Genomic DNA, 25,681 nt, shown 5'->3' with positions numbered 1-25,681 from the left:
TCCTTCGGCGATTGCGTCCTCGAAACCTTCTACGCGGAGACCTGATCCCATGCCCCTGACCATCCCCCCGATCCCCAACGCTGCTCCCTTCGTGGCGTTCTCCGACAATGTCGGCATCTTCAGCAATTCCAAGGCCCGCGAAATCCCGACCCGGCTCAATGCCATCGCCCAGGCGCTGAAGGATCACATCAACACGCTCTGGCTGGCCACGGCCACCGGGTTCATCAACGGCACGGTGATCGCCGGTCTGAACGCCGCCATTGCCAAGATCGAGACCTTTTCCAACGGGATCGAAACCCGCATCAACAATCAGATGGCCGAGTTCCAGGTCAATCTCGCCAATTACCTCGGAACCAATGCCGGATATTCGGTCAGTGCCGCCAATGCTGCCCTGTTCACGGGGGGCATCGTCGCGGGCGATGTCGTCTACGACATCGCCGGAAGGGCGGCTTCGATCCGCCAGGGCCCGCGTCTGATCAACGGCATCACCTACAACGACGACGGAACCATGGCGGGCTATGCCGAGAAGCTGACCCTGGGCGGCATCACCTACACCCGCGCCTTCACCTTCTCCTATACGCCCGACGGGCAGATCGCCGCCATCACGGAGGTTTGACGATGGATATTCTGACGTTCAACGCGTTGAAACAGCACCAGCGCGCCCTTGAGCGCGATCTGCTCGATCCCTGGAAGCGCCCGGCCTTTGCCGTGGTCACCATGAGCAGTTCGGCCCCCTGGGGCACGGTGGTCTACAACCACTATCTCCAGGAGCTTTGCCGCCAGCATTACAATGACAGCGGCTACATGCAGGGCAGCACCAGCAGCCTGGGCACCGAGTTCTTCAACAACTGGTATTCCTACGGCCAGACCAACTCGAACATCTCGTCGACCGACACCTCCTACGGCGACGGCACGGCGCGGTGCGGGCATCTCGGCCATATCGCCCTTGGCATCGGCCCTGACGGCTCGATGATCGGCCGCCCCAGCCCCTATGCCGGCACGGCGCTCCGGAATGTCGGTGTCTGGGTCAACAACAAGACCAACAAGAACCTCGCCCTGTTCATGGAGAACCAGTACGCGGGCGTGGCGCCGCGCGCCATCGCGCCCGGCCGCCTGACCGGCACCGAGGGTTGGCATCTGGCCTGGACCAACACCAAGTTCTACGCCCAGAACAATTTCGGGACGTACAACAAGTACGGGATGATCGGCTACAACGAGAAAACCGGCACGCTGGTGATCAACGAGAACAAGAACGGCGGCACCTCCATGCGGCTGCACGTCTATTCCAACGTCCCACCGTTCGACATTTCCGCCAGCAACCGCCGCGCCTGGTTCAACAATCTCGATGAGACCAAGCACATCTTCTACGACTGGACGGCCAATTCGGCCGGGTATGCCGAGAGCCTCTATCGCGGCATCGTCATTCCCTGCGACGACGGCAAGATCCTCATCGTGCGGATGGAACCCAGCAATTACTGCATGCTGGACCGGTTTACGCCGAACGGCAGCGGGGGCTACACCAAGGAAGCCACCCACACCCTGAGCACGACCACTACCTACGGCATGGAATCCGCCGACCGCAACGGCATCCGCTTCCAGATCTCCAACGACGGCAAATACGTCATCTGCTATCAGCCCTATTACTACTATGGGGCCGGGGCCGAGGTGTTCCTGATCCGGGTGTCGGACGGGAAGTACGCCTTCCTGCAATACCAGGATTCCAGCTATGGGCGGTCGTTCGCGCCCATTCGCGACAGCGACTTCATGGTCTCCTACAGCCCGAACTCGGACAGCGGCTACGGCATCTACATGTCGCACATCGACACCCGGACAGTATTCCAGGCCATCGCCGACAAGGGCGACATGAGCTCCAAGGTGCCGGGCTTCAACGTCTACATCTTCGACAGCGCCTATCACTCGACCAATTACCCCTACATCGTTCCGATCATCGGAGGCATCTGATCATGGCCGGCAAAATCAGCTTCCCCCACGGCAATGACTGGGGCGTCATCGGCCCCGAGGGCGACCACGATCTGCCGGTGGATTCGGTGCTGGGTCACCGCTTCCAACTCGTCGATGGCGAGGTCATCGACCGCTACGACGGCGTCACCGATGATGAGGTCCGCGAGATTGATGCCGAGCGCGTCGTCGCGCGGCAGGCCGAGGAACTCCAGGCGGCCAGAACCGCGCTGGTTCGACGGGTGAAAACCGAAGCGGCGGGGCGCATCGCCACTCTCGACTGGAAGGTCGAGCGCGCCCGTGAACGGGATGCCCTGAACGGCACCAAGACCCTCCAGGAGGTCTATGCCGAGCGCGAGGTCATTCGGCTGGCGAGCAACGAGGCCGAAGCCGCAATCGCCAAACTCGCCTCCCAGGAAGAGATCCTGGCCTTCTCCTGGTAGCCCCTTCCCCCGACCCGGAATTCAATGCCATGACCGAACAATCCCCGGAAATCTGGGCGGGCGTCGCCACCCAGTATGTGGGCGCCTGGGGGCAAGCAGCCCCCATGGTCCAGATCGCCGCCATCGCCGCCACGGTGATCATCATCGCCATCATCGCCTGGGCATGGTCGAGGAAGCAGGGGGCGCCGGATGCATCCGGTGTCCCCGTCGAAGCCTTCGCCCATGTGGTCGAGGAACAGGCCCGCCAGACCGAGGCCCTGCGCTCGGCGGTCGAGGGTCTGAGCGAGGTCGTCCATCAGATCCGCATGCTGCTGGAGACCAGGACGCTGTGTCCGTTCCCCAGCCCCCGTTGCGGGGTGTCGCCGGACGCGGACAATGCCTGATCCGGCATTGTCGCAGGCGCTGAAGGAGGCGTTTGCATCGGCTCCGGCCGGAACGGTGGTTCTCGATACGTTGGAAATCTGGCATCCCAGTTTCACCACACCGATCCGGGTGGTGCGCGACCATGCCGATCTCACCGCCCGGCTGGAGGCCGGTGCTCCCCGTGACGGCGGCAAACGGGTGACCTTCGCTGCGCTGGCTTTCGAGTTCTCACCGCCGCCGGTGGATACCGCTCCGGTACCGGAAATCACCGTCACCCTCGACAATGTCGGCAGCGACATCACCGATGCCCTTGAGGGAGCCGCCATCAGCCAGCAGGTGATCGAGATCACCTGGCGGCCCTATCTCTCCACCGATCTCAACGGCCCCCATATGGACCCGCCCATCACCATGGCCCTGACCGAGGTCGAAGCCGACACCATGAGGGTCACGGGGCGCGCCCGCATGCTGGATGCCGGGAACAAGTCCTTTCCGTCCATCACCTATACCGCTCGGCGCTTTCCCGGTCTGGCGCGGTGATCTTCGCAGGGCACTGCCCTGCACCTGCCAGGGACTCGTCCCTGGACCCCATTCCTTCGAGGGCATCATGCATTGGGCTGCCGCTTATATCGGCCTGCCGTGGTCCGTCCACGGCAGCGGGCCGGACTCGTTCAATTGCTGGGAGTTCGTCCGCATGGTGCAGGCCGAGCATTTTGGCCGCCTGCTGCCCGAGATCGGCAATCCCGAAGACATGCTGGTCATGGGCCGAACCTTCCGCGACCATCCCGAGCGGCGGCGTTGGGCCAAGGTTGACCCGCCTGCGGAGGGCGATTGCGTGCTGTTGCGCCGATCACGCCATCCCATCCATGTGGGCGTCTGGCTTGATGTTGATGGCGGCGGCGTCCTGCACTGCGCCGAGGGTGCCGGGGTGGTGTTCCAGCGTTCGGACGCGATCAAGCTCAACGGCTGGGCCGTCGAAGGCTTCTATCGGTTTTCGCCATGACCGCCTCCATCGTCATCGTCACCAATCCGTTCGAGCCGGTGGCCAGCCGCTCGGTTCATGCGGTGGACTCCGGGATCACGGTGGGCGGCCTGTTGCAGGATTGCGGCATCGCCGAGGATTGCTGGCCCGACGGGCCGGAGATCCTGATCGGCGGCATGACGGTGCCGGTCGGCATTTATGCCGTCCGGGCTATCGTGGACGGCGAGGTCGTCACCGTCATTCGCTGGCCCCAGGGCGGCGGCGGCGGCGGTGGGGGCGGCAAGAACCCCATGCGGATCGTGCTGACCATCGCGGTGATGGTGGCCGCCATCTATCTGGGCCCCATGGCGGCAGTAGCCATGGGCTATACCGCCGCCGGCAGTGCCGCCGCCATGGCCACCGCTGGTATCGCCCTGGCCGGCTCGATGCTGATCAACACGGTGATCCCGGCCCCCAAGCCCTCCATGCCGTCGCTCAACTGGGGCGGCAGCGGCAGCGCTCCGGCCCCCAGCCCGACCTATTCAATCCAGGCTCAGGGCAACCAGGGCCGATTGGGCCAGCCGATCCCGGTGATCTATGGCCGCCACCTGATCTATCCCGACCTCGCCTCCGAGCCCTACCAGGATTACGTCGGCGGCGAGCAGTACCTGTATCAGCTCCACGTCATCGGCCAGGGGGAGTATGCAGTCGAGCAGATCCGCATCGAGGACACCCCGATTTCCTCCTTCGAGGAGGTCCAGACCGAAACCGTTCCTCCCGGCAGCCGGGTCACCCTGTTCGAGCCGGACGTGGTCACCGCCGCCGAGGTGGCGGGCCAGGAACTGGTGGCTCCCAATCTGGTGCAGTCCGGTGATGATGGATATATCGGCCCGTTCACCGCCAACCCGGTCGATACCACGGCCGGAGCGCTGGGCATCGACGTGGTGATGCCCCGTGGCCTCTATTACGCCAATGACGGCGGCAGCCTCGATAGCCGCACCGTCCAGTGGCAGGTGGAGGCGCGGGCCATCGATGCCGAGGGTGGAGCCATTGGCGGCTGGGCGGTTCTGGCGCAGCCGTCGCATACCGCCGCCACCAACAGCACGCTCCGTCTGTCCTTCCGCTATTCGGTCAGTCCGGGCCGTTACGAGGTCCGGTTGCGCCGCCTGGACACCAAGGACACCGCCGAACGTGCCGGCCACGAAATCCGCTGGGGTGCTCTGCGTGCCTATTTGACCGGCCAGCCCGATTTCGGCTCCGTCACTCTGCTGGCGGTCAAGATGCGCGCCACCGACAATCTGAGCCAGCGCTCCTCGCGCATGATCAACGTCATCGCCACCCGCAAGCTGCCGGTATGGTCGGCGGCGGGCGGTTGGTCGGCGCCGCAGCCGACCCGCTCCATCGCCTGGGCCTTTGCTGATGCCTGCAAAGCCGAGTATGGGGCGAAGCTGGTCGACAGCCGCATCGACCTTAAGACGCTGGCCACCCTGGATGCCGTTTGGCAAGGACGTGGCGATTTCTTCGACGCGGTGTTCGACACCAGCATGACGGTGTGGGAAGCGCTGACCCGCATCGCCCGCTGCGGCCGCGCCGTACCCATCCAGCAGGGCGGCATCGTCCGCATCATCCGCGACGCGCCGCAGACCATGCCGGTGGCCATGTTCGGGCCGCGCAACATCGTCAAGGGCTCGTTCAAGATCAAATACGTCATGCCCGGCGACGACACCGCCGACGCGGTGACGGTGGAGTATTTCTCGTCGCGGACCTGGAAGCCCGACGAGACCACCGCCAAGCTGCCCGATAGCCAGGGCGACAACCCGGCCAAGGTCAATCTGTTCGGCTGCACCGCCAAGGACCACGCCCAGCGGGAAGGTCTCTACATCGCCGCCAACAACCGTTATCGCCGTCGCATGGTCACCTTCCGCACCGAGCTGGAGGGCATGATCCCGACCTACGGCGATCTCGTCGCCATCACCCACGACATGCCCCGCTGGGGCCAGGGCGGCGAGGTGATCGACTGGCGGGCCGAATCCGCCAAGCCGCCCTGGACTGGGGCGGTGCTGATGCTGTCCGAGCCGCTGACCTGGACCGGGGGCGCCAGCCATTTTCTGGCGCTGCGCCGCCGCGACGGCAGCCTTGCCGGGCCGTTCCGGGTCGAGCCGGTGGCCGATGCGCCCACCCTGGTGCGTCTCGCCGAGCCGCTGACCGTCACCCCTTATACCGGCGGCTCGGAGGAGCGGACCTACTTCTCCTTTGGCCCCGGCCAGGCTTGGGCGCAGACCGCCCGCATCCTCGCCATCCGTCCCCGCGCCGAGCAGGTGGAAATCACAGCCGTCGCCGAGGATGCGCGGGTGCATGTGAATTAGCCGCTTCCGTCATCACCGTTCCCACCAGCCGCCTTTGGGCGGCATTTTCATTGGAGGTTCCCCATGACCAAGGACGCTGTCGTGCCGCGTGGCATTCGCCTCAATAATCCCGGCAATATCAAGGAATCCCCCGGCGACAAGACTCAGTGGCAGGGCGAACGCGCCACCGATGACGATCCGGTGTTCGAGGAGTTTGTCAGCCCTGAAGCGGGCATTCGGGCGCTGACCCGCATTCTGTTCGGCTATCAACGCCGCTACGGCCTAAACACCGTGACGGGGATCATCACCCGTTGGGCGCCGGGCTGCGAGAACGACACCGGCTCCTATATCGCCCATGTCGCCTCCCGCCTAGGCGTGACGCCCGACCAGGCTATCGACCTGACCAAGGCCGACACCATGGTTGGATTGGTCGAAGCCATCATACGCCATGAAAACGGCCAGCAGCCCTACGCCAGAGAGGTGATCCTGGCCGGAATTGGCATGGGGCTGGGGAGCGCCTGGCCATGAACCTGCTCGATCTCCTCGGCGATGCCGCCGCCATCGCCGCCAATCCCATCGCTGGGCTGGCCAAGGTGGCGCTGGACGTGGCGCCGGAAATCGCCAGCCTTTTCGGCGACGATGCCGAGAAGGCGGTCGGCAAACTGGCCGACACCGTCCGCGCCATCACCGGCACCGACGATCCAGATAAGGCCCGCGAGGTGCTGGCCGACCCCAATCGGGTGTTCCAGCTTCGCTCCCAGGCTCAGGCCTTCGCCCATGCCGAACGCATGCAGCAGATGACCGGGGCCATCACCACGCTGACCGCCACCCTGGCCGAACGTCAGAACGCCCGTGCCCGCGACAGCGAGTTCATCAAGGCCGGCCGCAGCAACACCCGCGCCAACGTCCTGCTGGTCACTGCCGGACTTGGCATCGTCGGTGGTATCGGCTTCATGGTGTTCGGCCATGTCGACGGCAACACCGCCGTCGGTGGCTGCATCATCTCCGTTGTCACCCTGCTGGCGGGTAAGTTCGCCACCGCCTTCGACTTCGAGTTCGGCGGCTCGGCGGATTCCGAACAGACCCGCACCCTGCTGGCCCAGGCACCGCCAATCGGGAGGTAGCCGTACTTCTTATCCATTTGATGCGGCTGACCGGGGGAGTAATTCCCCGGTCAGCCGCTTTTGGTGTTTGTATTGGACTTGCCCCCCAAATCGGGGGATCAATCTCCGGGTGGTTTTGCTTGGATTTTGCCGGATTTCGGGGGCTAAAATGAACAAGGGCATCCTTGCCGCCTTGGTTGCCGCAATCCTGTTCGGCGGCAGCACTCCGTTCGCCAAGCTGCTGCTTGGCGGCATCGATCCCTGGCTGCTGGCGGGCATCCTGTATTTAGGCTCGGGGATCGGCCTCACCGCCGTCCACTTTGTGACCAAGGGTGAGCAATCCAGGCTCGGTATTGGGGAGTGGCCGTGGCTGGTCGGCGCCATTCTCTCGGGTGGCGTTGCCGGTCCGGTGCTGCTCATGTACGGATTGTCGGGTGCCTCCGCCGCCACCTCGTCGCTGCTGCTGAATGCCGAAGGGGTGCTCACCGCCGTGCTGGCCTGGGTGGTGTTCAAGGAGAATGCCGACCGCCGTATCGTGCTCGGTATGCTTGCCATCATGGTGGGGGCGGCGGTGCTGTCCTGGCCGACCGGCTCGGTCGAACCGTCCTGGCCGTCCCTTGCGGTTTTGGCCGCCTGCCTGTGCTGGGCCATCGACAACAACCTGACCCGCAAGGTGTCGCTGTCCGATCCGGTACAGATCGCCGCCATCAAGGGACTGAGCGCTGGCGTGACCAATGTGGTGCTGGCGGTTGCCATGGGGGCGCATAGTCCACCTGTTGCAACCGTAGCCGCTGCCGGTGCCATCGGCTTCCTCGGCTACGGCATCAGCCTCGTTGCCTTCGTGGTCGGGTTGCGGGAACTGGGAACCGCCAGGACCGGAGCCTACTTCTCCACCGCACCGTTCGTCGGGGCGATTGTCTCGGTGCTGCTGCTCGGGGAAACGATCAGCCTGCGTCTGGTTGCGGCGGCGGCGCTGATGGGCGTTGGCGTTTGGCTGCATCTGACCGAACGTCACGAGCATGATCACCAGCACAATGCCATGGAGCATGAACATGCCCATGAGCATGACGAACATCACCACCATCACGGAGACGAGCCGCTGGGGGCGCATGTACATCCTCACCGGCACGAGCCGATGATCCACCAGCACCCCCATTTTCCTGATGCCCACCACCGGCATGGGCATAGCTGAATGCTGTCCATTCCCACCTATGTTCTGGCCGCCTTCGCCGAGATCGGCGGCTGTTTCGCCTTCTGGGCGTGGCTGAGGCTGGGGAAGTCGATGGTCTGGCTCCTGCCCGGCATGGCGAGCCTTGCCGTATTCGCGTGGTTGTTGACCAGGGTCGAGACCGACTTTGCCGGACGCGCCTATGCCGCCTATGGCGGGGTCTACATCCTGGCTTCACTGGTATGGTTGTGGCTGGTCGAGGGCAATCGCCCCGACCGCTGGGATGTTCTCGGCGCGGCGATTTGCCTGACCGGCGCGGCCATCATCCTGTTCGCGCCCCGGTCATCCTGATTTCAGGGCGTCACGATGCCAGAGCGTCGATGATGCGGCATTCGGCGACGGTTCCGGCGCAACAGTGGGCCATCTCGCTTAGAGCGTCCCGCAACCGCCCCAACTCCTCGATCTTGCGCTCGACCTCAGCCAGATGCGCCGAGGCCAGCCGGTCGGCATCCTCGCAGGGCTGCTCGGGATGTTCGGCCAGACGCAACAGTGCCCGGATCGCCTCGATGCTGAAACCGAGATCGCGCCCTTTGCGGATGAAGGACAACCGCCGCAGATGGTCTTCGCCATACTGCCGATAACCGGCAGCCGTCCGTCCCGGTTCGGGCAGCAGGCCGATCTTCTCGTAGTAACGGATCGTCTCGATGTTGACACCGGCCCGTTCGCCGAGCCGTCCGATATTGAAGGTTCCCGTCGTCATGCGCCCTTGACCCTGTAGCCGCTCCAGACTTCAATCTTGGCGAACCAATACGGTTTGTCCAGCCTGACCGATGAAAAGAGACAGTTCCCCATGACAACCCTTCAGGCCCTGCTCATCGCGCTCATCCAGGGTGTCACCGAGCTTTTCCCGGTCAGCAGCCTGGGACACGCGGTCATCATCCCCGCCATCCTTGGCTGGGGCATCGACCAGCATGCGCCAGACTTCCTGCCCTTCCTTGTCGTCCTGCATCTCGGTACGGCCACCGCCCTGCTGATCTATTTCTGGCGGGAATGGATGGGAGTTTCCGCCGTTCTGCTCGGGCGAGGAACACCGGAGAACCGCCGCTTGGTCGTTCGCATCGTAGCGGCGACCCTTCCGGCGGTCGTGGTCGGCTTTCTGCTGGAGAAGGCGCTTCGCCATCTTTTCGGGGCACCGGGGGTGGCGGCGGCCTTCCTCGTCGCCAACGGCCTCATGCTGTTCTTCGGGGAACGTCTGCGGCGATCCAATACCGGCAAGCGGCTTGCCGATCTGAGCATCAAGGATGCCGTCCTGATCGGCGTCTGGCAGTGCGCCGCGTTGCTCCCAGGGATTTCCCGGTCAGGCGCGACCATGGTGGGCGGGATTCTGGTCGGCCTCCATCATGAAGATGCAGCCCATTTCTCCTTCCTGATCGCCCTGCCGATCATCGTCGGAGCCGGTGTCCTGGAAGTCCCCAAGCTGATCCATAGCGGCGCGATGAGCGAGTTGGGCGGCCTTGCGGTCGCGACCGGAATCGTCGCGGGAATCGCGGCTTACCTCAGCACCTGGGCTCTGATGCGTTATTTCCACCGGCATGACTTCCACGCGCTTAATCCCTTCGGCTGGTATTGCTGCGTGGCGGGCGGCGTCGCCCTGGTGACGTTGGCGCTCTGATTTTCGTCTTGACCCTGTAGCAGCCACAGGGTTCATCCTCTGGCGTCGAGGCGGTCGGCCCAGTCCGTTGGACCGCCTTCGGTGACATGAGGAGAGAGAGAATGGGCGCGGGTTGCTGCGGGCATCACTGCCACGATGACCAAGACAAGGATCATCACCACGAGGCCGAGGCCAAGCCGGTTCCGACCGGGCGGGGTGTCGCCTTCAAGGTGACCGGGCTGGACTGCGCCGAGGAAATCGCCCTCCTCAAGGCCGAGGTGGGGCCGCTGGTCGGCGGCGCCGACAACCTCGCCTTCGATGTCCTCAACGGCAAGATGATCGTGCTGTCCGAGGCCGCCACGTCCGAAGCCGTCATCCAGGCGGTGGCCCGGACGGGAATGACGGCGCGGCCCTGGTCGGCCACTGCCTCCACCTCGGATGAAGACGGTCGCCGCCGACGCCAAGCGCTTCTGACCGCCGCCAGCGGCGTGATGACCGGCATTGGTTTTGTCCTGGATACGTTGATCCAAAAGCCCGTGCCCGCTCATGCCGTCGAGGCGGTGGCGGTGGTGATCGGGCTGTGGTTCGTGCTGCCCAAGGCTTTGATGTCGATCCGACGGCTGCGCCCGGACATGAACCTGCTGATGACCGTGGCCGTTGTCGGCGCCATCGCCCTGGGCGATTGGCTGGAAGCCGCCTCGGTCTCGTTCCTGTTCGCCCTGTCGCTGGCGCTGGAAAACTGGAGCGCGGGCCGGGCACGCCGCGCCATCGCCGCGCTGATGGACCTTGCCCCGCCGACCGCACGGGTGAAATCTGCCGCTGGTGAGGTCGAGATGGCCCCCGAACAGGTGGCGGTAGGAGCGGTGTTCGTCGTTCGTCCGGGCGAGCGCATTCCGCTCGATGGCCGCATCCTGTCCGGCGAGAGCAGCGTCAACCAAGCGCCAATCACCGGGGAGAGCGTTCCGGTCTTCAAAGCCCCCGGTGCCGAGGTCTTCGCGGGCACCGTCAACGGCGACGGCGCATTGGACATCGAGAACACCAAACCCGCTCAGGACACCACCCTGGCCCATGTCGCCCGCATGGTCGAGGAGGCGCAGAGCCGCCGCTCGGCCACCGAACGCTGGGTTGATCGCTTCGCGGCGATCTACACGCCCATCGTCATGGGCATCGCCCTGGTCATCATGGCCGGGCCGCCTCTGCTGCTCGGAGCCGAGTGGGGCGAATGGATTTACCGCTCGCTGGTGCTGCTGGTAATCGCCTGTCCTTGCGCCCTGGTGATCTCCACCCCGGTCACCGTGGTTGCCTCCATGGCGGCGGCGGCGCGCAACGGCGTCCTGGTCAAGGGCGGCGAACACCTGGAGACCCCGGCCCGGCTGAAGGTCATCGCCTTCGACAAGACCGGCACCATCACCGAAGGACGCCCCAGCGTCGAAACGGTGGTTGCCTTGAACGGCCATAGTGAGGAAGACCTGCTGGCGCGGGCGGCGGCGCTGGAGGCCCGCAGCACCCATCCCATCGCCCAGGCGATCATCGCCTATGCCTTATCCAAGGGCGTCAGCCCGGTTCCCGCCGAAGGGGTGCAGTCGCTTCCCGGCAAGGGGGCCACCGGCACTTTCAATGGCCGCTCCTACTGGCTGGGCTCGCATCGCTATCTTGAGGAACGGGGCGGTGAAACCCCCGAGGTCCATGCCCTGGCCGAACGGCTGGAGGCGGGTGGCCAGTCGGTGGTGGTCATCGGCAGCGACGACCATGTTTGCGGGCTGATTGCCCTGTCCGACGCCGTGCGACCCGAAGCCGCCGCCGCCTTGTCCGGCTTGCGCCGGGCGGGGGTGGAAAAGCTGGTCATGCTGACCGGCGACAACCGCGCCACCGCCGAGCGCATCGCCGCCTTGGTCGGCCTCGACGAGGTGCGGGCAGAACTGCTGCCCGAGGACAAGCTGGCAGCCATCGGAGAACTGGTGGATCGCCATGGCACCGTCGCCATGGTCGGTGACGGAGTGAACGACGCCCCCGCCATGGCCAAGGCCAGCCTCGGCATCGCCATGGGCGCGGCAGGCACCGATACCGCTATCGAGACCGCCGATCTGGCGCTGATGTCGGACGACCTCGGCAAGCTGGCTTGGCTGGTGGACCATTCCCGCAGGATGCACGCGGTCCTTCGGCAGAACATCATCTTTGCCCTTGGGGTCAAGGCGGTATTCACCGTGCTGGCCTTCGCCGGAATCGCCACCCTGTGGGGGGCCATTGCCGCCGATATGGGAGCGTCGCTGTTGGTGGTGTTCAACGGGTTGCGGATGCTGGGAGGCAGAGAAGGAAGAGCATGATGAGTGTCCCGTCGAATTTGCGCTGGCTGTGTCTGTCTGTGGGTGTCGCCGGAGTTGATCTGGTGATGAAGAGGGCGATGGAAGGCATTCTCGCCGATAGCTCCATTCCTCTGTTGCCGATCCTAAGCCTATCGTTGGGCTACAACACCGGGGTTTCGTTCGGCATGTTCGCCGATCCAGGAGGCTGGCAACGCTGGCCGCTGGTGGTGCTTTCGGTGGTTATCGTCATGGGGCTGGTGGTTTGGCTCACGCGCTTGCCGTCGACGGGGGAGATTGCTTCAAAAATGGCGCTTGCTCTCATTGTCGGCGGTGCCGCCGGGAATGCGGCCGACCGGGCGGCCTTCGGTCATGTGACGGATTTCATCCTGCTTCACTGGCGATCCTGGTCATGGCCCACCTTCAACTTTGCGGACATTGCCATTAGCGCCGGTGCCGTTCTGCTTGTCGCAGTGAGCCGCCACCGCCAGCCGGATACCATCTCGGAGCAAAGGACAAATCCATGAAATGGGGGTAGTATTTCTACTCGATCTTCAACAGGAGGGTGCCATGTCGTATTGGAAACCGATCTCCTTGGCCGCCGTTGTTGTCGGCGTGATCGTCATGGGCGCGTTGGCGCAGTCTCAACCCCAGCAAGGTCAGCCTACGGGGCCATGGATGATGATGAACCATGGCATGATGGGACAGGGAATGATGATGGGGCCGGGTATGGGACACTGTGGCATGATGGGAACCGCGGGCAACGCGGCATCATCCCCTTTGACCGTTGATCAGGTGACGCAAAACATGACCCAATGGCTGGCGTGGCAAGGCAATCCGTGCCTCAAGCTCGGCACGGTGGCAGAACAGAAGGACGGAACCATCACCGCCGACATCACCACCCAGGATGGCTCGCTGGTGCAGAAGCTCGTTGTTGACCGCGCCAACGGTTGGATGCGACAGGCGCCGTGAGGCAATAGCGGAGCAGAACGACGCTATTCCCCCGTCGTACAGGGATAAGCCTTGCGGATGTAGATGATGAATGCCTGCGGAGCGCTGAGCCGGAAGAGATCGTCATTTCCTTGGCGATCCTGGCCTTCCAGCCATTTCAGCATGCCTTCCAGCAAGTCCTGGTCCTTGACACCGCCGGGCATGCAGACCAACCGCTCCTGATACATGGAAGCCATCACCCGGATGGTCTCGAAGATGGAAGCCGTGGCCGCCAGACACTTGGTGCCGTTGCTGACCACATGGATGTCCTCCTGGGTCAGTGGGCGCTTGCCCAGTTGTCCTTCGAGAACCACGAGCTTCTTGACCTCGCCACACAGCCCCAGCAGCCGTGACAGCGGCAAGGCGCGGGTGTTGGCCAGATGCTCCCGCGCCGGGGCGGTCGGCCGGTCCCCGATGGGACCGGCGGCCTGCTGCCGTGCCGAGGCCACTGTCGGCCAGGGCAGCAATAGCATGCAGACGACGACGGGGGCGACCAGACGAGTAATCATCACCACGTCCTCAGGCTATTTGTGTGGCACGGGAATAACGCGTGCAGCACGTCTTCTTACTTAGCAATGATGATGAATGACCGCTCTGGATGGTAGATTCCGACGAATTTATATTCGCCGGGCTCCAGCGGCCCGATAAACAGTCGTGTCGCCTTGCCACCCGGCAAAACCCTCTCATGATTGACCAGGAAGTTCAGCTTCTCGGTAGCATCGCCCTGGTTGTCGATCATGATGGACACTTTGGTCTCTGCTGGAATTTCGATCCGCTCCGGCAAGAATTTTTCCTTGCTCATAGTAAGATTATAGACGCCGATCTCATCCGCAAATGCGCTGGAGGCGGCCAGTATTAAGGCCATAACGGCCAGCGTCAGATGTTTCGTCATGCCGTTCATGCTATTCTCCATTCCACGGATTGCCCTATTGCTGAAGTCAAGAATTCCAGCCACAACTTTCGTCTCGCGACGGATACGGTCTTTATCTCAGGCCATGGGGTGCCTGTAATTCCAAAGCTCTCTGCTCGTTGCGCTTCCGCCATTCGGCGAGCCAACCGTAGAGCACGGGAAGCACAAGGAGGGTGAGCAGGGTCGAGGTTATGAGACCGCCGACGACAACCGTCGCCAACGGCTTCTGCACCTCCGAGCCGATACCGTTCGACAGCAGCAGGGGGATAAGGCCAAGGCTGGCCACCGTGGCCGTCATCAATACCGGACGCAGCCGCAGCATGGCACCTTCCACCACGGCCTCAGCCGCCGTTCGTCCTTCCCGGATGAGTTGGTCAAAATACGACACCATGACGACGCCGTTGAGCACCGCCACGCCAAAGAGCGCGATGAAGCCGACCGAAGACGGCACACTGAGAAACTGTCCCGAGACCCATAGAGCGAACACCCCGCCGATCAGGGCGAATGGGACATTCAGAATGATCAGTGCGGCATTCGCCATCGAACCGAACGAGAAATACAGCAGCAGGAAGATAAGCCCGAGGCAGACCGGCACGACGATCATCAGCGTGCGTTGCGCCCGTTGCTGGTTCTCGAATTGACCACCCCAGGTCACGACATAGCCCGGTGGCAGTTGGACCTTCTGTGCGACTGCCGCCTGGGCCTCGGCGACGAACCCGCCCATGTCGCGCCCTCGGACGTTGGCCTGGATAACCGTTCGCCGTTGCGCGTCTTCCCGATTGATACTGGGCGGCCCTTCCACGAGGCTGATGTCGGAAACCTGCGACAGCGGTACGCGCACACCGTCCTTGTTGACCACCCAAAGCTCACCGATCGCGGCCATGTCGGAGCGGAACGGCTCGGCCACCCGCAGATAGACCGCGAAGCGGCGCTGGCCGTCGAGCACATTGGTCACGGCTTCGCCGCCAATGGCGGTGGAGACCACGTCCATCACGTCCGCGACATTCAGGCCGTAGCGGGCAAGTTCGGCGCGGTTGGCTCGGACGACCAATTGCGCCTCGCCGCTGATCTGTTCGGCCTGAACATTGGCTGCACCGTCGATGGCCTTGACGATTTCCTCGATTTCCCGGCCCTTTTCTTCCAGAACCCGGAGGTCGCCGCCGAAAAGCTTGATTGCGATCTGAGCCTTGACCCCGGAAAGAAGCTCGTCGACCCGATTGGCGATGGGTTGGGAAATATTGATGGCCACACCGGGATATTCGGCCAACTCCTTGTTGATATTGGCGACGAGTTCTGCCCTGGACCCGGCGCTGGTCCATTCCGACTGGGGCTTCAGGCCGACCCAGATTTCATTGTTGTTGACCGCTTCGGGGTCTCCTCCTAATTCCGGGCGGCCGATCTGGCTGATGGCGGATGTGACGTCCGGATTGGACAGCAGACGGCGTTCCAGGCGGTGGGCGATCTTCAAGGATTCGGCCAAGGAAATGCTGGGGTTCATGGTAATGCGGACGCTTAGGGTGCCCTCGTCGAGTTCCGGTACGAATTCGGTGCCGAGCCGCGTGAGCAGAAATCCAGAAATGACGAGAGCCCCGGCGGCGTACCCGACGACAAGGACTCGCCGACGCAGCGCGAAGGCAAGGGCTGGCGTATAGGCCCGCCGGACGGCGCGCATGAGGAAGCTGTCCTCGTCACTTTGGTTGGGGCTCAGGGCAAGTGACGCCAGCACGGGCACGATGGTGAGGGCGACGACCAGCGACCCCAGCATCGCAAAGGCGATAACGAAGGCCATCGGGCTGAACAGCTTGCCCTCCACCCCTTGGAGGGTGAAAAGGGGCAGGAACACGACAATGATGATCAAGACGGCGAAGAAAACGGGATTCCCAACCTCGCGAGCGGCTTGCGCCACCCGCCATGGCAGCGATCTGTCGCGATAATGGGGTTCGGCCAGATGCCGAACGATATTCTCGACCATAACCAGCGAACCATCCACCATCATGCCGATGGCGATCGCCAATCCTCCCAGCGACTGGAGATTGGCCGATAATCCGGCCCATCGCATCATTATCACGGCGACGAGCATGGAGAGTGGAATGGAAACGAGGACGACCAGCGCCGACCGTATATTCCACAGAAAAAGAAAGAGGACGATCACGATCAGGATTGCCGCCTCGGCAAGAGCCTTCTGCACGGTGCCGACGGCCTTCAGGATCAGAGCGGACTGGTCATAGACCGGTTCGATCTTGACATCCGGCGGCAACGAAGCCTGAACCGAGGACAGCTTGGCGCGGATGCCCTGGATGACGGTATTCGTGTTGGCGCCCTTCAATTGCAGGACAACGCCCATCACGGCTTCACCGTTGCCGTTCATGGACACGGCGCCTTGGCGAATTTCGCTGCCGTATTCCACCTTGGCCACGTCGCGGACGAAGACCGGAGTACCATCGACCGATTTCAGGACGACACTCTCGATGTCGGCCAATCCCTCCGGGCCGCCGCTGACCAAGCCCTCACCGCGAACCGACAGTTGCTCCTGCGCCCCTTCGATGTACCATCCTCCGGCATTGGCATTGTTGGACTGAAGCGCCTTTTTGAGGTCGTCGAGCGTCAAGTCGTAGGACACGAGGCGATTGGGATCGACCTGAACCTGGTATTGTCGAACCGAACCGCCGAAGCTCAATACGTCGGTCACGCCTGGGACGGTGCGGAGCTGGAATTTCACCTGCCAATCGTTGATCTCGCGCAATTCCATCGCGCTGTGGGTGGGGCTGGTGAGAAGGTATTTGTAGACCTGCCCCAGGCCCGTGGTGATCGGCCCGAGCTCAGGGCTTCCAAGCTTGTTGGGGATACGCTCCTTGGCTGTCTGAAGCTTCTCCAGAACGAGCTGACGGGCAAAATAGGTATCAACGTTGTCCTCAAAGACCACCGTGACCACGGACAGCCCGGTCTTTGAAATTGACCGCACCTGGGTGACGCCGGGAATCCCGTTCATCACCGATTCCACGGGGAAAGTGACAAGCCGCTCCACCTCGGCGGCGGCCAGTCCGGGCGATTCCGTGTTGATCTGAACCTGGATGTTGGTCACATCCGGAAAAGCGTCGAGGTTCAGCCGGAATGTCGTCCAGATGCCGAACGCAAAGACGGCTAGGGCCGCCAATATGACCAGAAAACGCCGCTGTAAAGCGCGTTCAATTATCGTGTTAATCATGAAATGCGTTCTCCGGCGGCCTAGTCCTTGTCCACAAAGGCGCTTTTTTCGAGCTCGGACTTCAGGGCGAAGGCTCCGCTGGTGACCACACGCTCACCCGCCTCCAGTCCCTCTACGATCTCGACGGCCTGGGACGATGTCATGCCGATTTTTACCTCCCGGCGTTGGAATACGCCCTTGGCCGCCTCGACGAAGACGATCCGCTCCGCCTTTTGTCTCTGCACCGCCGAAACAGGGATTGTAACGGCCTCCACGCCCTTCGCCGCCACTTTTACCCGCGCAAAGCTGCCGGGCCTCAGCAGCCTCTCCTTGTTGTTCAGTTCGACACGGATCTTGAGGGTTCGCGTCTTTTCATCGAGAAGATCGGAGACCCAGGCGACCCGCCCTTCAAAGCGCCGATCCGAATAGGCCGACAAGGTGACCATGGCCGGAAGTCCAACCGCGACCTTGCCCATGTCGTTCTCATGCACGCTGGCGATGACCCAAACTTTGTCGAGGTTGGCGATACGGAACAGCACGGTCGCCTCAGAGACCTGATCGCCGACCGCCACGCGCTTCTCGATGAGGGTTCCGTCGAATGGGGCCACCACCGGGAGCCGCACCGAACCGGAACCCTGCCGGAGCGCACCGTTCTTTGCATTGGGGTCAAGACCGAGCAGCTTGAGCTTGCGTTCGGCCGTCCTGAACTCGATCTCGGCCTCGGCGGCTTCCTGTTTCGCTTGGAGATAGTCCTGTTCAGCGGAAATCTTCTTCTTCCACAACGTCTCTTCCCGACCGAACTGGGTCTGGGCCAAGGCCGCCCGCGAGCGTGACGCAAGGTATGCGGCCTCTGCTTCCGCGATCTGACTGCTCTCCACCACGGCAAGAGGCGCGTTGGCGCGCACCGCCTCGCCCAGACGGCCAGTGACTTCCCGAACCACTCCACTGGCACGCGGCTGAATCTCCACCATCCGGTCAAGATCAGGAGTCACCTCGCCGTTCAAGGCCAGTTCACTGGTAACCCGACCAACTGTTGCGGTCACGGTTTCAAGCTCGATCAGCTTGATCTGCTCGTCGTTCAGGCGAATTTCGCCGGGCACGGCGGCGTCCTCGGCAAGGGCCGGGCCAGAGACCGAAAACGTCCAGGCCAATGCCGTCATTACGGTGGAAAATAAAAGCTGTCGCCGCATCATTTCTCTCCTGCCCGAGCCTGGGTGGGTTGGGGGCTGGTCATCGACTGGCCGGTCAACCGCTCCATTTCGGCGCGGGCAATCTGGTACTCGGCCGTCGCATCCACCAGCCGCCCCTGTGCCTCGGTCAAGCTCCGCTGGGAATCCAGGACATCGATCAGGGCGAATTTGCCCTGGCGATAGCCTTCTCCAGCCCCATCGAAAGCGGTGGTGGCGGCGGGGAGAATGTCCCGGTTGAGCGAGTTCACCTCCTCGAAGGCCGAGGAAAGCTTCTCGAAGCCCATCTTCACCGCCGTTGTGATCCGCGCCTCGGCCGCTCTCTGCTCGGCACGGCCTTTCGCAAGGCGTTCCTGTGCGTCGAGGACGTTGCCACGGTTCAGCCCAAAGACCGGAATGGGGATACTGATGCCCGCGATGAACGCGTTCGATCGGTCTTCCCCGTAGCGGCGGACACCGGCGGAAAGTGTCGGGTCTGGAATATCCTTCGACCGTTCGACATTCACCTTCGCTTCCCGGCTGTCCACTTCGGTGGCCCAACGCGCCAAGTCGGGGTTCTGGGCCGCCAGAGAAAGCAACTCGGCCAATGGGCGCGGCGCGGACACCTCGGCGAGATTCCCGATGGCGCGATCGAAACTTGCGACCTTGCCGCCCCATTGCATGGCGAGGCGATCGCGCGCGGCGGTCACTTCACGCCGGGCACGATCGACCGAGACCGTAGCGTTCGCCAACGCGACCTGGGCACGGCGTTCCTCCAGGGGTGAGACCCGGCCAGCGCGCACGCGCTCGACCACGGTGGTATGAACCTGCCGATCAAGCGTCAGGATGCTTTCGGCCAGTTCCAGTTTCCGCTGGGCCGCGAGCAGGCCGATGAAGGCTCGGGTCGTCTCAAGCAGGGTGTCGAGCCGTTTGGTTTCGTAATCCCAGGCGGCAAGGCTCTCATCCAGCCGCGCCGCGCGAACCCTCTTTTCCCTCTTGGACCCAAGCTCGATGAGCTGGTTGAATGACAGCGTGGTCTGGGCACTATCAAAGCCGCGCCGCGTGTCTCGGCCACCGAAATCCTGAGCATCGACACCAAGAACCGGATTGGGGATGAAATCGGCCTGCATTGTCCGTGCTTCGGCCGCGCGGATGTCGAAGGAGAAGGCCGAGAGTTCCGGGCTGCCCACCAGCGCCAGAGCAAGGGCGCGCTGCAACGTGAGTTCGCCAACGGGGGCTTCGACGGAGTGCGACACAACGTTCTTGTCGTCAGAGGTGGAGCGCTCGGCCGTCTCCAGGGATGGCGGCATGACCAAATCGCGCCCGAGCGGCCTAGGTTGAGGCCTCGTCACGGGTGGCTCAGCCTCGCACGCGGCGAGAAGGACGGCAGATACCAGAGTACTCGCTCGCGCAAGTCGAGATATATGCCGCCAGTAGGGCTGCTTCTCAGGCATATTCATTAAATCCTCCAGATACACGACGCCATAAACCTTGACACAATAAGCATCAGTCTTGTTCGGTCGGGATGCTGAATCCTGTCATGCCCTCGCATAGCTCCTGCACACGGGACATATGCGCAATATTTTCCTTGCTGCGGAGATCCGTGTGATCCTCGATTTCCCTGCGGCATTTTTCGATCAGTTCCGTCCGCATCTTCAGTTCGATCGGGGTATTCCTTAGGATGGCGGGAAGTGCCGAGAGTTCGCGGCAAAGCGTTTTTAGATGGCTGGTTTCGCGGGTGGTGTTGGAATCCCTGTAGCGGTGCTGCGCGTTGATGGGTTGACGCGCGGCGGCTCTGTCTAAGTCCCATTCCGCCTCGGTGAGGCAGGTCCGCCGCAATATCTCGTGCCTCTCATCCGGGGTCTTGCCCTCGAGACGATTGGCCAGGGGCACTTTGGGCGTGTTGGCACAACCTGATAGCGCCACGGCAAACAGCACAATGATCAGAGTATTGGTACGCATGGAACGATCTCCGGGATCAAACGCAAGACGAACGCGTCCGCCACGAGGCAGACACGCAAAGACGTTCAGTTACCGGAGAAATTTCAGATCAGGAGAACGACCGTGCGGTGGGAGACCAGCCGTGGATCAAGCGATGGCCTATCCGTCGGAGCGGCGAAAGCAACGGTTGCCCTGAACAAAGGAGCGACGGTCCAAGGCATAGACAACACAGGCAAGGCCGCGTCGAGGCCAGCCGCACCCTGCTTCTTGGTGACGATGGGAGCGGCCTGAAGTAGCGGTATGTCGATACAGTCGGCTTCGACTACCTGACCGTAAGCAGGAACATCCTCTCCAGCGACCGCTACATGGTCCTTCCCTGCCTGGGCGGCCTCAACGGCCATATGGCCGCCGCCGAAGCAGAGCACGAATGCCCCGCCCGCCGGCCCCCCAAGCAGGATCATCAGCAGGCTGAGCAGCGCAGCCAGCTTCCGAACCGGTAGGGAGGACATCAAACGGGACACCGAGGCGATCCTTGCAGTTATCACCATCTGATTGGATAGCATGCAGGAAACGGGCTGGCAAATGAACGCATTTTAATGACAGTGGGGTGAAGTGAGCCTTTCTTGCATTCGGCGATGCTCCTCATAAAAGCGCCTCCGGCCCAATCCCCGGAGACATTACACCAATACCCGCGACACCGCCTCGACCGCCTTTATACCCTGGCCGAAGCGGGCCATGGCCTCGCGATTTGCCTTCAATTCGCCGTAGGGCAGGAACCGCACTTTAAGATCGCCGACACGGCTGAAGGCCGGGCGGGCCAGTTGGGCGCAGACCTCACCTTCACGGTCGTCGGGGGCAACCAGGAACAGGCCGTTGGGGGAATGCAAGTCGCTTCCGAGAGCGAGGTCGAGCAGACGGACAATACCGGAATAGATGGATGTGGTGTGCTCGACCTCAAAGGCGCCGACCACTTTGGGCGTCCCACGCTCCAGCCACAGCACGTCGATCAGGCGGATGGCATCGGCACCTGGGGCTTGGTCGATGGCCGGTGGCAGCACGGCAAGGCAGCCATCCGACAGCCGACCATTGGCAAAGGGCCGGTTGCGGTCGTTGGTGGCGACCCAGACGTCGAAGCCAAGCGAGCGGCCGAGGTCGCGCAGCCACGCCTGCACCTCGGTGTGGGTGAGATCGCTCTGGCGGGCGGCGGCCAGGATTTTTTCGGACTTGGCCCCTTCCGCCCGGACCTGGGCCAGATCGCTCTTCCAGGCATTGCGGGTGGTCTCGTCGTCGGCTAAGGGCGGCGGCGGATAACGCCCACTGCCGATGTCGAACAGGAAGCCGGCGACGGCGCCGAGATCATTGGACAGCAGATCCCGGTACTTGGCGTTGAGCGCCAGGATTCCGGCGCGCATGGCCAGGTATTCTTCCCACCGCCCCAGCTTGACCTTGGCCCCGGTCAGCGCGTTGTAACCGTTGACGATGGCGGTGTTGAACGGCGGGATGATGGTCGGGTGATGGAAGTAGAGCAGATTGGCCACCGCCGGCCCCAATCCCTTGATGGCCTGAGAATCGAGCCTGCGGATGGCGGCGATCACCGCATCCTCGCCGCTACAGCAGGCGCAGGCGGCAAGGCAGCGGGCGAAGGCCAGCTGGTTGTCCCGGTTCTCATAGATGTCGGGAATCCGCAGCTTCGGCTTCCACAGGAAGGCATGATCCGCCCCCTTGAATATCTGCCGCTGCTCTGCGATGGCCCCCACCGCCGTTTCCAGCGACGACCCCTTGTAAGCATTGCCGAAGGTGCCAGTCTCGATCTCCGCCACCACTTGGGCGACGCCCCGGCGGATCGAGCGAAAATTCTTCAGCCGCTCCTCCCACAGGAACCACAGGCGATAAGTGCCGCCGGGATCGTCGCGCCAACGTGTCAGCAATTCACGGATAGGATCCACCACCAGATCTCCGGCATTTTCCCCGCCCCTATGATGCAAGCATTCGGCGCATTTGCAATAAGCCCGCGCCCCCTTGGCTCGGAAGGGAGGAATGTAAAGTTTTGTAACCGTGGATAGAGGTAATATTTACACTTCATTACACCATCGTTCCTCCCAAAATCTGTATGGTCTTGGGCATGGTTTCCCAATGCCAAGGGGGGATACGTGGCGCAAGCGGATGTCATTGACCTGATCTTTACGGGCTTGGCCGCCCCAAATGCTGATGAAACCTATGTACGTCATGCGGCGGTAATCAACCGCAATGACGGTAGGATGTCGATCCTCAACCCGGAAGACCTGTCCCGAGGGTGCATTCACTTTCAGGACCAATATCGGAAGCTGAATTTTGGTGCCGCGCAGAAAATTCTGGCGCTGATCGAGCAGACGGTCCAGGTGGAGAAGGTCGCCCTCAAGATCCGCGAGGCGATTTATCCCAGACTGCTCGTCGCGGTTGGAGCGCCGCAGGGGACATCCATTCCTGATCTGATCTGGCAGCTCTACGCCATCTACGCCAAATCGACTCCGGCCGAGATGATGACGCTGGCTGCCCAGACCGGCGAAATTTTCGACACCGGCTGGAAGAATCTGGCGGCCGATGAGGACGATCTTTCGGCGGATACCCTGAAGAGTTTCTATGACAGCCTGGCTTTCCCGGTGGGCTGCACCTTCCGAAAATTGATCTCGGATAATCTGCAACTGGCCCTCCAGGCCCTACCGTTCTGGGCGGTCACCCACATCAAACCGAAGGCGGCTTTCGACTTTGGCGGCAATTCCGGTCTGATGACCACCCTGATGGCCACCACCGGCACGGGGCGCTGCCTGCTGGTTGATTTCTCCAGCAAGATGCTGGACTTCGCCCGCTGGAAGGACCGGCGTATGGGCGTCACCAACGTCGAGTGCCTGGAACTCGACGTGGCCATGTCCAGTCTTCCCCATCCCTTTAAGGAAAGCTTCGACTTCGGCGTCTGTACCGAGGTGATGGAGCACATTTTCGACGTCGAGAAGGCGGTGGCGGCCATGGCGGCCCTGCTGAAGAAGGATGGGCTGCTGTTCTTCTCCGCCTCGTTCGGTCATTACCCCTATCCGTCCCACCTTCGTCGCAACGTGGTGTTCGCCGGCAAGGAGGACGATCTTCTGCGCCGCCATGGGCTCCAACCGGTTGACGCCTCCTTCCCGTTCCCCATGGCACCCAACCAGAAGCTCTACAAGAAGGTCGTCAGTTCGACCAGCACACATCGGCGGTGAGCGGTGGCCGGACTGGAGGAGGCCGGTATGTTGCGGATCACCGTTCGCTTCGGCCAAGCCTCCAGATCGGTAATGACGGCGATCGCCCTCGCCCAACTGGGCTTTTCCAGGGGATGGCGGGGGCAGTGTCTGGAGTGGGTGGCAACTATCGATGAGGCCGCCGCCCCCGGCCTTTTCGTGGATGTCTCCAACGTCCTGGCGACGGCCCATCCGGTCACATCGCTTGACGTGGAGCATTCTCGGGACGACGCCATCGTGGTCGAGATCGCCGACTGCCGCCGGATGATCTTCCAGCAAATCCGATTGCCGGTCCAACCGTCGTAGTTATTTCCCCCTCGGGGGCCGGTTGCAGCAACCATGCGACGGCGCTTCGGCATTGTTCAGCCGGTTCTCATCGGTGAACCGCATCCAACTCCGCCGGACTTTCTCGAAGATGCCTCCGGCGGGCCGCCCCCCGGCTTCCGCTATTGCTTTCTCGATATCGTCGAGACGCAAGCGACGAAGGTCATAGCGGATTATCAGCCGTGCTCCTCTGGATTCGGCGTCAATATCGGCGCCGCCCCCGAGGGCAGCCAGAGCCGCCGTTGCGGCTTCGACGCCAATACCGTTGAACGAGAGGGAGCGGGTGACGATGAGCGGTGTGCGTGTCATGGCGGCAACTCCGTGCTGGAGGGGCCCGGGCTCTACTTCTGGACTCCATGGCTTTCCGGATGCGGCAGGGCGGCAAGGTCGAAATGCCGCCGGACCAGATTCAGTTCGTTGAGGCCCTCGTGCGTTTTTCCTTCCCGGCATAGCCTTGCCGCCCGGTGCAACTCCTGCCGAATTGAATCAATCTCGGAGACCGGATACCACTTCCCGTTATCGAGTTTGACTGGGGGCTGTCCGGGCCGACCGATTGCTCCCATGGGGGCGCCCCGCAGGTTGGCGCCGAGTTCATCGAGTTGGGTCTGGCAGGCTTCGGCCTCGGTAACCTCGCCGGCATGTACCGTTCCCAGGGAGAGCGGCGGCGCCAGCAAGGCGATCACCAGGGCAGGAATGAGTCGTGATGCCGTCATGTCAACCTCCTCTGGCCGGGCCTATTTGAGCAGGTCCATCGTCCGGTCCATCATCGTCCGGGAGGTCTGGATCACCTGGAGATTGGCCTCGTAGCTGCGCTGGGCCTCGCGCATGTCCATCATCTCGATCAGCGGGTTGACGTTGGGGGCCAGCACATAGCCGTCGCGGTCGGCGGCCGGGTGCTTGGGATCATAGCGCCGCTGGAATTCGGCGTTATCGGGGCGGACCTTGTCCACCTTGACCAGTTTGGTTCCCATCTCGCGGTCGAGTTCGTTCTTGAAGGTTACCGTCTTGCGCTGGTAGGGCAGCCCCTCGGGAGTCTGGGCCAGGGAATCTGCGTTGGCGAGGTTCTCGGAAATCACCCGCAGCCGCTGCGACTGTACCTTCAGGCCGGATTTAGCGATCTTCGAACTGTTCATCAAGGGGTCCATGACCATCCTCCTCAAACGCCGGTGCGACCGAGCGCAAGGCGCATCATCTTCAGGTTCTTCTGGTAGATGTCGGCGGCCATGTTGTGGGCGCCCTTGGTGTCGCTGATCTTCGCCATCTGCTCCTCCAGCACCACACCGTTGCCGTTCGGGGTGCTCTCGAAAGGCTTGCGCGTGGTTTCTACGGCAAGGGGATTACTGGCTGGACCGGCGATATGCTGGGAATGGGTGGTGGCGAGCGGCGGTGCCTGAACCTCGGCCAGCATTTCCTTGAAGTCAAATTTCCTGACGTCCCTTGGCAGATAGCGTGGGGTGTTGGCGTTGGCCACATTCCCGGCCAGCACCTCTTGTCGTTGGGCGGCCCAGTCCATGCGCGCCCGCGCCATCTTGAAGATCGTGAGCTGGTCGAGCATGTCCTTAGCCCTCCAAGCCCTTCGACGATTCAGTGCCGGTCGTTTCCATGGTGGCCTCCCTCCCTGGGGTGCC

Annotated in this window: 30 protein-coding genes; 17 read left to right on the top strand and 13 right to left on the bottom strand. The window is 62.8% G+C overall.

What is annotated here, in order from left to right:
• Positions 1-49: 49 nt before the first annotated feature.
• The 11 genes from CCC_RS08725 to CCC_RS08675 all read left to right on the top strand — a co-directional run bounded on the left by CCC_RS08725 (position 50) and on the right by CCC_RS08675 (position 8,690).
• Positions 50-616, top strand: coding sequence for a hypothetical protein (locus CCC_RS08725; protein WP_009870788.1), 567 nt, complete (start codon positions 50-52; stop codon positions 614-616).
• Between the two features lie 2 nt (positions 617-618).
• The gene (locus tag CCC_RS08720) at positions 619-1,962 is read left to right on the top strand and encodes a hypothetical protein (protein WP_009870787.1); all 1,344 of its coding nucleotides are present in this window, start codon (positions 619-621) and stop codon (positions 1,960-1,962) included.
• A 2-nt stretch (positions 1,963-1,964) separates the two neighbouring features.
• Positions 1,965-2,402, top strand: coding sequence for a hypothetical protein (locus tag CCC_RS08715; RefSeq protein ID WP_009870786.1), 438 nt, complete (start codon positions 1,965-1,967; stop codon positions 2,400-2,402).
• A gap of 29 nt (positions 2,403-2,431) precedes the next feature.
• Positions 2,432-2,785 (top strand): hypothetical protein, encoded by a 354-nt coding sequence (locus CCC_RS08710; protein WP_009870785.1) that lies wholly within the window; start codon positions 2,432-2,434, stop codon positions 2,783-2,785.
• Positions 2,778-3,302, top strand: a complete 525-nt coding sequence (locus tag CCC_RS08705) for a DUF1833 family protein (RefSeq protein WP_041040870.1) — start codon at positions 2,778-2,780, stop codon at positions 3,300-3,302. The genes CCC_RS08710 and CCC_RS08705 overlap by 8 nt, the downstream gene beginning before the upstream one ends.
• Before the next feature lie 67 nt (positions 3,303-3,369).
• Complete coding sequence (locus CCC_RS08700; RefSeq protein ID WP_009870783.1) at positions 3,370-3,765, top strand: NlpC/P60 family protein; 396 nt, start codon at positions 3,370-3,372, stop codon at positions 3,763-3,765.
• Positions 3,762-6,089: a host specificity factor TipJ family phage tail protein gene (locus tag CCC_RS08695; protein ID WP_009868363.1), complete on the top strand. Its 2,328-nt coding sequence runs from the start codon at positions 3,762-3,764 to the stop codon at positions 6,087-6,089. Before CCC_RS08700 ends, CCC_RS08695 begins: the two co-directional genes overlap by 4 nt.
• Before the next feature lie 63 nt (positions 6,090-6,152).
• Complete coding sequence (locus tag CCC_RS08690; RefSeq protein WP_009868362.1) at positions 6,153-6,596, top strand: hypothetical protein; 444 nt, start codon at positions 6,153-6,155, stop codon at positions 6,594-6,596.
• Positions 6,593-7,192, top strand: a complete 600-nt coding sequence (locus CCC_RS08685) for a hypothetical protein (RefSeq protein ID WP_009868361.1) — start codon at positions 6,593-6,595, stop codon at positions 7,190-7,192. The genes CCC_RS08690 and CCC_RS08685 overlap by 4 nt, the downstream gene beginning before the upstream one ends.
• Positions 7,193-7,340: 148 nt before the next feature.
• The gene (locus tag CCC_RS08680) at positions 7,341-8,363 is read left to right on the top strand and encodes a DMT family transporter (protein WP_009868360.1); all 1,023 of its coding nucleotides are present in this window, start codon (positions 7,341-7,343) and stop codon (positions 8,361-8,363) included.
• Positions 8,364-8,690, top strand: coding sequence for a YnfA family protein (locus CCC_RS08675; RefSeq protein WP_009868359.1), 327 nt, complete (start codon positions 8,364-8,366; stop codon positions 8,688-8,690).
• Between the two features lie 10 nt (positions 8,691-8,700).
• Here the strand turns inward: CCC_RS08675 and CCC_RS08670 are convergent, their stop codons facing one another.
• Positions 8,701-9,099, bottom strand: a complete 399-nt coding sequence (locus CCC_RS08670) for a MerR family transcriptional regulator (protein ID WP_009868358.1) — start codon at positions 9,097-9,099, stop codon at positions 8,701-8,703.
• Between the two features lie 90 nt (positions 9,100-9,189).
• On the opposite strand from CCC_RS08670, the gene CCC_RS08665 reads away from it, so the two are divergent.
• The 4 genes from CCC_RS08665 to CCC_RS08650 all read left to right on the top strand — a co-directional run bounded on the left by CCC_RS08665 (position 9,190) and on the right by CCC_RS08650 (position 13,262).
• On the top strand, positions 9,190-10,011 hold the full coding sequence (locus CCC_RS08665) for an undecaprenyl-diphosphate phosphatase (RefSeq protein ID WP_009868357.1): 822 nt from the start codon (positions 9,190-9,192) through the stop codon (positions 10,009-10,011).
• A gap of 101 nt (positions 10,012-10,112) precedes the next feature.
• Positions 10,113-12,314, top strand: a complete 2,202-nt coding sequence (locus tag CCC_RS08660; protein WP_009868356.1) for a heavy metal translocating P-type ATPase — start codon at positions 10,113-10,115, stop codon at positions 12,312-12,314.
• The gene (gene lspA, locus CCC_RS08655; RefSeq protein ID WP_041040867.1) at positions 12,311-12,817 is read left to right on the top strand and encodes a signal peptidase II; all 507 of its coding nucleotides are present in this window, start codon (positions 12,311-12,313) and stop codon (positions 12,815-12,817) included. Before CCC_RS08660 ends, lspA begins: the two co-directional genes overlap by 4 nt.
• Before the next feature lie 43 nt (positions 12,818-12,860).
• Positions 12,861-13,262: a hypothetical protein gene (locus tag CCC_RS08650; RefSeq protein ID WP_152619743.1), complete on the top strand. Its 402-nt coding sequence runs from the start codon at positions 12,861-12,863 to the stop codon at positions 13,260-13,262.
• A 23-nt stretch (positions 13,263-13,285) separates the two neighbouring features.
• Here CCC_RS08650 and CCC_RS08645 read toward each other — a convergent pair whose 3' ends face one another.
• From CCC_RS08645 to CCC_RS08610, 8 genes are all read right to left on the bottom strand, one after another.
• Positions 13,286-13,789 carry a hypothetical protein gene (locus CCC_RS08645; protein ID WP_041040863.1) on the bottom strand — a complete coding sequence of 168 codons (504 nt, stop codon included), beginning with the start codon at positions 13,787-13,789 and terminating at the stop codon, positions 13,286-13,288.
• Between the two features lie 56 nt (positions 13,790-13,845).
• Positions 13,846-14,181, bottom strand: coding sequence for a cupredoxin domain-containing protein (locus tag CCC_RS08640; protein WP_052473046.1), 336 nt, complete (start codon positions 14,179-14,181; stop codon positions 13,846-13,848).
• Between the two features lie 82 nt (positions 14,182-14,263).
• Positions 14,264-17,395, bottom strand: coding sequence for an efflux RND transporter permease subunit (locus tag CCC_RS08635; protein ID WP_041040861.1), 3,132 nt, complete (start codon positions 17,393-17,395; stop codon positions 14,264-14,266).
• A 20-nt stretch (positions 17,396-17,415) separates the two neighbouring features.
• Positions 17,416-18,567, bottom strand: coding sequence for an efflux RND transporter periplasmic adaptor subunit (locus CCC_RS08630; protein WP_082036561.1), 1,152 nt, complete (start codon positions 18,565-18,567; stop codon positions 17,416-17,418).
• Positions 18,564-19,850 (bottom strand): TolC family protein, encoded by a 1,287-nt coding sequence (locus CCC_RS08625; RefSeq protein ID WP_009867433.1) that lies wholly within the window; start codon positions 19,848-19,850, stop codon positions 18,564-18,566. Before CCC_RS08625 ends, CCC_RS08630 begins: the two co-directional genes overlap by 4 nt.
• 196 nt (positions 19,851-20,046) lie before the next feature.
• Positions 20,047-20,502 carry a hypothetical protein gene (locus tag CCC_RS08620; protein WP_041040859.1) on the bottom strand — a complete coding sequence of 152 codons (456 nt, stop codon included), beginning with the start codon at positions 20,500-20,502 and terminating at the stop codon, positions 20,047-20,049.
• 83 nt (positions 20,503-20,585) lie between these two features.
• Positions 20,586-21,002: a hypothetical protein gene (locus tag CCC_RS08615; protein WP_152619741.1), complete on the bottom strand. Its 417-nt coding sequence runs from the start codon at positions 21,000-21,002 to the stop codon at positions 20,586-20,588.
• Positions 21,003-21,158: 156 nt separating this feature from the next.
• Positions 21,159-22,430 (bottom strand): hypothetical protein, encoded by a 1,272-nt coding sequence (locus tag CCC_RS08610; protein ID WP_041040879.1) that lies wholly within the window; start codon positions 22,428-22,430, stop codon positions 21,159-21,161.
• A 201-nt stretch (positions 22,431-22,631) separates the two neighbouring features.
• On the opposite strand from CCC_RS08610, the gene CCC_RS08605 reads away from it, so the two are divergent.
• Both CCC_RS08605 and CCC_RS08600 read left to right on the top strand, forming a co-directional pair.
• Positions 22,632-23,711: a class I SAM-dependent methyltransferase gene (locus tag CCC_RS08605; RefSeq protein WP_152619740.1), complete on the top strand. Its 1,080-nt coding sequence runs from the start codon at positions 22,632-22,634 to the stop codon at positions 23,709-23,711.
• 27 nt (positions 23,712-23,738) lie between these two features.
• Positions 23,739-24,035, top strand: coding sequence for a hypothetical protein (locus tag CCC_RS08600; protein ID WP_041040853.1), 297 nt, complete (start codon positions 23,739-23,741; stop codon positions 24,033-24,035).
• Here CCC_RS08600 and CCC_RS08595 read toward each other — a convergent pair whose 3' ends face one another.
• The 4 genes from CCC_RS08595 to CCC_RS08580 are packed head-to-tail and all read right to left on the bottom strand — an operon-like array spanning position 24,036 to position 25,608.
• Positions 24,036-24,362 (bottom strand): hypothetical protein, encoded by a 327-nt coding sequence (locus CCC_RS08595; RefSeq protein ID WP_041040851.1) that lies wholly within the window; start codon positions 24,360-24,362, stop codon positions 24,036-24,038.
• Between the two features lie 32 nt (positions 24,363-24,394).
• Positions 24,395-24,766, bottom strand: a complete 372-nt coding sequence (locus CCC_RS08590) for a hypothetical protein (protein ID WP_041040849.1) — start codon at positions 24,764-24,766, stop codon at positions 24,395-24,397.
• 21 nt (positions 24,767-24,787) lie between these two features.
• Complete coding sequence (gene flgC, locus CCC_RS08585; protein ID WP_041040847.1) at positions 24,788-25,198, bottom strand: flagellar basal body rod protein FlgC; 411 nt, start codon at positions 25,196-25,198, stop codon at positions 24,788-24,790.
• An 11-nt stretch (positions 25,199-25,209) separates the two neighbouring features.
• Positions 25,210-25,608 (bottom strand): flagellar basal body rod protein FlgB, encoded by a 399-nt coding sequence (locus CCC_RS08580; RefSeq protein WP_009871161.1) that lies wholly within the window; start codon positions 25,606-25,608, stop codon positions 25,210-25,212.
• Positions 25,609-25,681 lie beyond the last annotated feature (73 nt).

The organism is Paramagnetospirillum magnetotacticum MS-1, from assembly GCF_000829825.1.
Classification (GTDB): domain Bacteria; phylum Pseudomonadota; class Alphaproteobacteria; order Rhodospirillales; family Magnetospirillaceae; genus Phaeospirillum; species Phaeospirillum magnetotacticum.
Note: the sequence above shows the minus strand (reverse complement) of the source record. Positions and strands in the feature narration are given on the sequence as shown.